The sequence below is a fragment of the Granulicella paludicola genome (assembly GCF_025685545.1).
Classification (GTDB): Bacteria; Acidobacteriota; Terriglobia; order Terriglobales; family Acidobacteriaceae; genus Granulicella; species Granulicella paludicola.
Genome location: NZ_JAGSYC010000007.1, coordinates 21053 through 28594 on the forward strand (window position 1 = coordinate 21053; position 7542 = coordinate 28594).

A 7542-nucleotide genomic window follows, 5' to 3' on the forward strand; every position below is an offset into this window, starting at 1 on the left:
TCGCAGCAACATCTCATTTGCCAACATCAGGCCAATGCACGTTTCCAGCGCCCCAACACCCCCGAAACGCGACTTGGCGATTTGTCATCCACTGAGAGAAGTGAGTGGCCCGATTCGAAGGAACGTTTGAACTCGCGGATGCAGCGAACGCTACCCGGAACAGACTCTATGGATACAACGGAACATCGCAGCAAGGCTCATAGGGTGTCGAACGGGTTGGATTCCCATTGAGAAAAGAGTGCTGCGCCCTGCGATAATGTGCCAGGATCAGCAGATCGTTATCCGGACGACCACAACAGAGCTGCACTGGCAGGTAAGCGCATGATTGCAGGGATTCACCGGGATTGGCTTGTAGCGGGTTCGTCGGACACATCGGCGTGTAGACATGGCAAAGAACATGGAATGAGCAGCCAGTGGCTTTGTCGGCTGGCGTCTGTTGTCCCGCTGACATTCTTTCTCCTCGCAGGATGGATTTCGTCCTTCGCCCAGCAGCCTCTCCAGGCTCTTCACCATCATGTACGGCCCGCGGTTTCGGATGGACGCGCGGCACTGATCAGTTCCCTGCCAGGGGAGCAACGGCTTCATATTTCGATCGTATTACCGCTCCGGAATCAGCCTGCGCTCACCAGTCTGCTGAGCCGTTTGTACGACTCGAAGAATCCTGACTATCGTCACTTCCTGACCGTGGGGCAGTTTACGCAGCAGTTCGGTCCTACAGCAGACGACTACCAGGCAGTCGTGGCGTTTGCCAGGTCCAATGGATTTGTCGTGGAGCAGAGCCCCGCCAACCGGCTCACCGTACCCATGAGCGGCACAGCAGCCCAAATCAACCGAGCTTTTCACGTCTCCATGAATGTGTACCAGCATCCGACAGAAAACCGCACGTTCTACTCTCCAGACCGAGAGCCATCTCTGAATCTTGGTGTGGCGGTTGCACGTATCGCGGGCCTGAATAATTACTCGTTGCCGCAGCCGATGGTGAAGAGAGCCGTTAGCGGACAGCATCCGAATATTGTGAATGGATCAGGTCCTGGAGGCTCCTACCTTGCGAGTGACATGCGGGCAGCCTACTATGGCGGGACGACGTTGACAGGCAACGGGGAGACTGTGGGTCTGTTTGAGTTCGATGGCTTCGATCTGAGTGACGTGTACGACACTTTCAGCACTGTTGGGCAGAGTTTTAATGTGCCTATCAACGAGGTTCTGCTGGATGGTGAAACGGGTGCTCCAGGATACCTCCCCTTCAGCTCCGCTAGCGACGCAGAGGAGACGCTCGATATCGTTCAGGCAATCGGCATGGCACCAGGGCTCAGTCAGGTGCGCGTCTACATCGGAGAAGTGGATGCCGACATCCTCAACTCCATGGTTTCGGAAGATCAAGCAAAGCAGATCAGTTGCTCATGGAGCTGGTTGCCGGATAGCGTGACCGCAAACGACTCGTTCTTTCAGGAGATGGCAGCGCAGGGTCAGAGCTTCTTTGTGGCCTCCGGAGACTACGGCGCCTTCGATGCCACCATCAGCCCGTATTTTTACCCTCAGGAAGATCAGTTCGTAACGACAGTCGGCGCCACCACGCTTTCAACCAACGGAGCCGGAGGCGGCTGGAGTTCGGAGACCGCATGGAACGACGGTGGCAGTGGCAGCGGTGGAGGGATAAGTCCAGATGGAGTCGGAATTCCGGGTTGGCAGATCGGTCTGGCTAACTCAGCCAACGGAGGTTCCGCAACGCTTCGCAACGTGCCGGATGTCGCAATGGAAGGGGACTTCGACAACTACCTCTGCGCCAACGGGGTCTGCTCCGGAGACTCGGCGGGAACCAGCTTCGCGGCCCCGCGCTGGGCTGGGTTCATGGCCCTGGTGAACCAACAGGCGGCTGAGACGAACAAAGCACCAGCGGGCGGCATTGGCTTTCTCAATCCGCCCCTTTATGCGTTAGCTCAAGCAACTGGCACCGCGAACGATCTGCATGACATCACGAGCGGAAACAACGATACCAATAACCAGCCCATTTTTTATAACGCTGTATCTGGCTATGACCTCACCACCGGCTGGGGGAGCGCCGCAGGGCAGATCCTAATCGACGATCTCGCCGGCCCGCAGATCCCCGGCTTTTGGCTCGCAGGCACTCAGGGAACGATCTGGGAAAACCCGGGAGGCTCCGCCTCCACGAATATCAACATCACCGACGCTGGCGGCTTTTCGGGCCCGGTAAATTTGGTAGTGACGTCAGAACTACCAGCGGGCGCGACGGCTTCGTTTTATCCAAACCCGACAAGCAGTGTATCCATGCTGACAGTGTCTTCAACCAGCACAGCTACAGTGGGAACGGCGCCCATCACGATCACCGGCACCTCTGGTACGCTAACCGCGTCCACAGATGTATCTCTTGCCATTCAAACGCCGAGCTTCGGTCTCACAGCCACGACCGTGTCTTCAGGTAGAGGTGTGTTGTTGGTTGCCAACGTCAATCAGGGCGCCACCGGTAAGTCGGTGATCACCGTCGTTCCCAAGTATGGGTTCGTGGGATCAGTGGCCTTAGCCGTCTCGGGATTGCCGAGCGGCGTAACAGCTACCTTTACAGGGAACCCAACCACCAGCGGAGCCTCTCTCAATGTTTCTGTGAGCGCGAACGCCACGCCGGGTACAACCCTCATCACGATTACCGGGACATCGGGCAGCCTAAGTGCGAGCACTACAGCTTCCTTGACGATCAATGCGCCGAAGCTTGAGCTCACCAGCACAGGGAGCCTGAGCATCGGCCAGGGCATGTCGGGGACGATCAACGTCAACACTCTTACATTCGATGGTCTGACCGGCAACGTCGGTTTAAGCGTCTCGGGTCTTCCCAACGGCGTGACAGCCTCATTCTCCCCAAATCCCACGTCGTCGGGCGCATCCGTGCTGACCCTGAATGCCGGTACCGCAGTCGTACCAGGCACATACTCACTGACCGTCACAGGCACTCTGGGCACATATACATCGACAACCACGATTGCACTTGGGGTCTACGTGCCGACCTTCACTCTGAACGTGGCAGGGTCTTCTACGGTCACTATGGGACGGGGCACTACCTGGAACGGGCTGCTCTTCGTAACCGATGAGTATGGGTTTACAGGGAACGTCAGCGTATCATTCGCGGGTCTTCCAAGTGGCGTGACGGCCTCACTCTCGCAGAACCCTGTCACAAGTCAAAGTCAACTTACCCTGACCGTAGCGAACACTACTGCTTTAGGACAGTATCCTTTGACAATCGTTGGAACCTCGGGTGGCCAGACCTCCACTGTAGCGATCACTCTGGTAATCGCTGCGCCAACTTTTACTCTCAGTTCCAATTTCAATAATGTCTTTCTCGGACAGGGCACGACCTCCAACTTCCTCGTCGATATAAATTCAACCACTGGCTTCAACGGCAGCGTCAGCTTCTCAGTTAGTGGTCTTCCCAGTGGCGTCACAGCGGCTTTTTCACCCACGCCATCGTCCGTTGGATATTCCACGCTGACACTGACCTTAGCGAGCAATGTTTCCCCGGGACAGTATGTGCTGACGATTACAGGCACATCAGGAACTCTGACAGCAACCACAACCCTCTATATAGGTATCTACACCCCGACCTTTACCATCAGCGTTCCCGGCATTGCGTTCGAAGTCGGACAAGGGAGCAATGCGACAGGAACGGTTATCGTCTATCCGCAGAACGGTTTTACCAGTGCAGTCAACCTTGCTGTCTCCGGCCTTCCCAATGGAGCGACCGCTTCTTTTTCTCCTAACCCAACCACCGGCAGCAGCACGATGGCCGTGACAGCCTCCCCCACTACCCCGCTAGGCAATTACACCCTAACCTATACCGGAATCTCCGGCAATCAGACCGTAACGCAAGAGGGGACGTTGAGTGTCCAGGCACCTTATTTCACCATCGGCGGGGGCGGCGCGGGCAATATCATCCAGGGATCGTCAACTGCCATCCCCCTCAAGGTTCAGCCAGATCTGGGGTTCACAGGCAGCGTGTCCTTTTCGATTGAGGGTCTGCCTACTGGCGTGACCGCATCATTTTCTCCGAATCCTACCACCACATCCAGCACCATGACGATTACGGCTGGCAGTTCGGCGGTCCTGGGGTTGTACAACCTCACCATCACTGGCACATCTGGTTCAATCGTCGCTACCACGCCGCTGCAGTTGAGCGTGCTGGCGCCCAGCTTCGCTGTCTCGTCAACATCCACCGGCATCACCCTTCACCAAGGAGGGACAGGGAACGCCGTTCTGTACGTGTCGTCACCGGCTCCGTTGCCAACCGGCGTAACACTAGTCGCATCTGCTCTGCCCTCCGGAGTGACCGCTTCGTTTTCTCCGAATCCCACCAACGTCACCAGCACGATGAACCTAAGCGCTACCAGCGCAGCTCCTCTCGGTACATCCTCGGTTACCGTCACCGGAACCTGTTGCGGATTGACGGCCAGTACCACGGTTCCTGTAACGGTTGTCGGTCCACAGACGGTCACCTCAACCTTGCTCTCACTCAGTTCGAGCGGAGCTCCGATCACGTCGGTAAGTCTAGGAACAGCAGTCACAGCTACCGCGACCGTCTCTGCAGGCTCAACGTCGCTGACGACCGGGCAGGTGAACTTTTGCGATGCCACGGCGCTCTACTGTGATTCGATCCACAGGCTTGGCAGCGCGCAACTCACCAGTTCTGGAACGGCGATCCTTCGATTCGTCCCTGGCATCGGCAGTCACAGCATCAAGGCTGTCTTCGTGCCATCGAACGGGAACGCAGCAAGCGCATCCGCTCCATCTAATCTCACGGTGACCTCATCGCTGCCCACCACAACCACCATCACCCAAGCTGGCAGTTTCGGTAATTACATGTTGATGGCCACAGTCACCGCGGAAGGAGCCATCGCACCCACCGGCAACATATCTTTCGTGGATTCGACCAACAGCAATGAGCAACTTGCGCAGGCTGCTTTGCAAAATGCCGCCACGACCTTCAGCATGACCATGGCTCAATCGCCAGCCGTAGGGCAGAATCCTACATCTGTTGTGAAGGCCGATTTCAATGGAGATGGGATACCAGACTTGGCCGTCGTGAATCAGCTCGGCGATTCGATCACCATTCTTCTGGGAAAAGGAGATGGCACCTTTCAAGCGGCTCCCCATACGCTGCAACTTGGCTCCCAAGGCACTCAACCCGTATTGGCTGTAGTCGGTGACTTCAATCGGGATGGCAATGTCGATCTGGCCGTGGTGATGGCAAACAGCAGCAGTATCGCTATCCTTTTGGGCCATGGAGATGCAACATTTGCCCCGGCGATCCTTAATTCGCAAGCCGCCTCAGTACCTTATTGGCTCGTTGTAGCAGACTTCAACGGTGATGGTATCGAGGATCTGGCCGTCGCAGATTCGAACTCCGGAAGCGGCTCCATTTCAATCCTGCTCGGTAATGGTGACGGCACATTCAATGAGTCCACCGTCGCGGTATCTGGCAGCACCTCGCCCTCAGACCTGGTTGAAGCTGACTTCAACGGCGACGGCATCCCTGACCTTGCCTTCGCAAACGGGAATTCGCCGAACTCGGTAGTGGTCTTACTCGGGAACGGAGATGCAACTTTCAAGACTATGCCCGCAGTATCGATAGGATCTCTGGCATACCTTGCGGTCGGTGACTTCAATCAGGACGGGAAGCCGGACATCTTTGCATTCGACGGGAATGGCACGACTACCCTGCTGGGCAATGGGGACGGTACATTCAGTGCAGCTGCAAGTGCCCCGTTAGTTATCAACCGCATACCTCAGGGCATCGCCGTCGTCGACTTCAACGGCGATGGAAAGCCTGATGTCGCATTGCTGTTTCAAGATGTTTCAACTGTCTACACCTTGCTTGGCAATGGGGACGGCACGTTTGGTGCTGCAGCCAGCATTTCCTTGCCAGCAGGGGCTGAACCAACGTCGATCGTCGCTGGTGACTGGAATGGAGACGGCATCCCGGACCTAATCGCCGTGAATAAGAATCTCAACTCGGTCACATCTCTAATGTCGCTGCGAACGCAGCAGGTTACAGCCACAGCAACGAATATCTCCCTTGTTGGGGTAGGCCAGCATTTGGTCAATGCAACCTACTCAGGCGATTCTGACTACAGTGGCAGCGTCTCAAATACGACCGCACTCTCCGGCCTCAACGCGCAGACGATCACCTTTGGGGTTCTCCCGACCACAGCCTTTACAAGCACTCCACCGGCACTGAACGCGATTGCAAGCTCTGGGCTGACTGTCAGCTATGCCTCAACGACACAATCTGTGTGCACCGTGACGGGCGGCAAAATCACCTTCGTCACAGCAGGAACCTGCACCGTCACGGCGTCCCAGCCAGGAAACACCAGCTATGCCGCTGCGCCACCTGTGACACAGAGCTTCGCGGTAACGGCGACTACACAGACGATTACCTTCGCTGCTCTCCCGAATACAACTCTTGCCAGTTCGCCGCTAACGCTTACTGCGACTGCAAGCTCGGGCCTGCCTGTCTCATACACGTCCGCCACTTCAAGTGTGTGCAGCCTATCCGGCAGCACGCTTACGTTGATTGCGGCTGGTACATGCTCGATCACCGCTTCGCAGGCAGGAAATACGAGTTTCGCTGCCGCAACATCCGTGACGCAGAGTTTCACAGTTACTGGCCTCGACTTCACAATGCAGGTGTTCGGCGCGTCAACGCTGACGGTGTCTTCTGGAAGTTCGGCTACGTATACGCTCGCGGTCGCACCCTCGGGCGGCTCGTCGTATCCAGGCACTGTGAGCTTTGCCGTTACAGGTCTGCCGACTGGTGCAGCTGCTACTGTGAGCCCCAGCACTCTCTCCAGCACGAGTGGAGCTCAAACGGTATCCGTAACGGTTAGCACTGTATCCACGGTCGTTAGCAATTCGTCCAAGGGCGTTCCACCTTGGTCTTTGGCACTGCTCCTATTCCCGCTGGTAGGTTTGCGCTACTCGCGTAAGCGAATTGCACAGCAACTTTGCTTACTACTGATGCTCGCCATCGGCGGATTCGCTATGGGCGGCTGCAGCTCAAATGCGAGTTTGGTTAAGGTCGCATCCGGCTCTTATCCGATCACCATTAAGGGAACCAGTGGGACCGTCCAACATTTGGCAACGGTGACGCTGATCGTTCAGTAGTTAAGCACCTAAGCCTGCAGATGAGGATCGATAGCGATAAGCGACATATAGTTATCGAGCCTCTGAGGTCGCCGTAAAACGAAGTCTGTTCCACTTACTTCTGGTTCTGAATCTCCCTGCTTTTAGCAGCCTGCACGTGGTAACGGCCTGGGGGCAGGATGGGAACCAGATACATGCCGACATTGTTGGTTTGTGCCGGATAAATGACGCCCGTGGCATCATTCGCGATCTCTACGTCCGCACCTGGAATGAAGTTGCCGGAGTGATCGGAAACGCCTCCGCTGATGGTGGCACTCGTTGACTGCGCAAGGAGAATCGACGGGAGAAGACAGAGGCCCAGGACAACTAAGAAACGCATGCGGTGCTCCGAAAGAG

The 7542-nt window shown here is 56.4% G+C and carries 2 protein-coding genes; one reads left to right on the forward strand and one right to left on the reverse strand.

Annotated features, from left to right (window positions below; all coding sequences use genetic code 11):
* Window positions 1-402: 402 nt before the first annotated feature.
* Window positions 403-7167: an FG-GAP-like repeat-containing protein gene (locus OHL14_RS00105; protein ID WP_263377270.1), complete on the forward strand. Its 6765-nt coding sequence runs from the start codon at window positions 403-405 to the stop codon at window positions 7165-7167.
* Window positions 7168-7261: 94 nt separating this feature from the next.
* On the opposite strand, the gene OHL14_RS00110 is transcribed toward OHL14_RS00105, so the two are convergent.
* On the reverse strand, window positions 7262-7542 hold a 281-nt coding region (locus OHL14_RS00110), incomplete at its 5' end, for a carboxypeptidase-like regulatory domain-containing protein (RefSeq protein ID WP_263377271.1).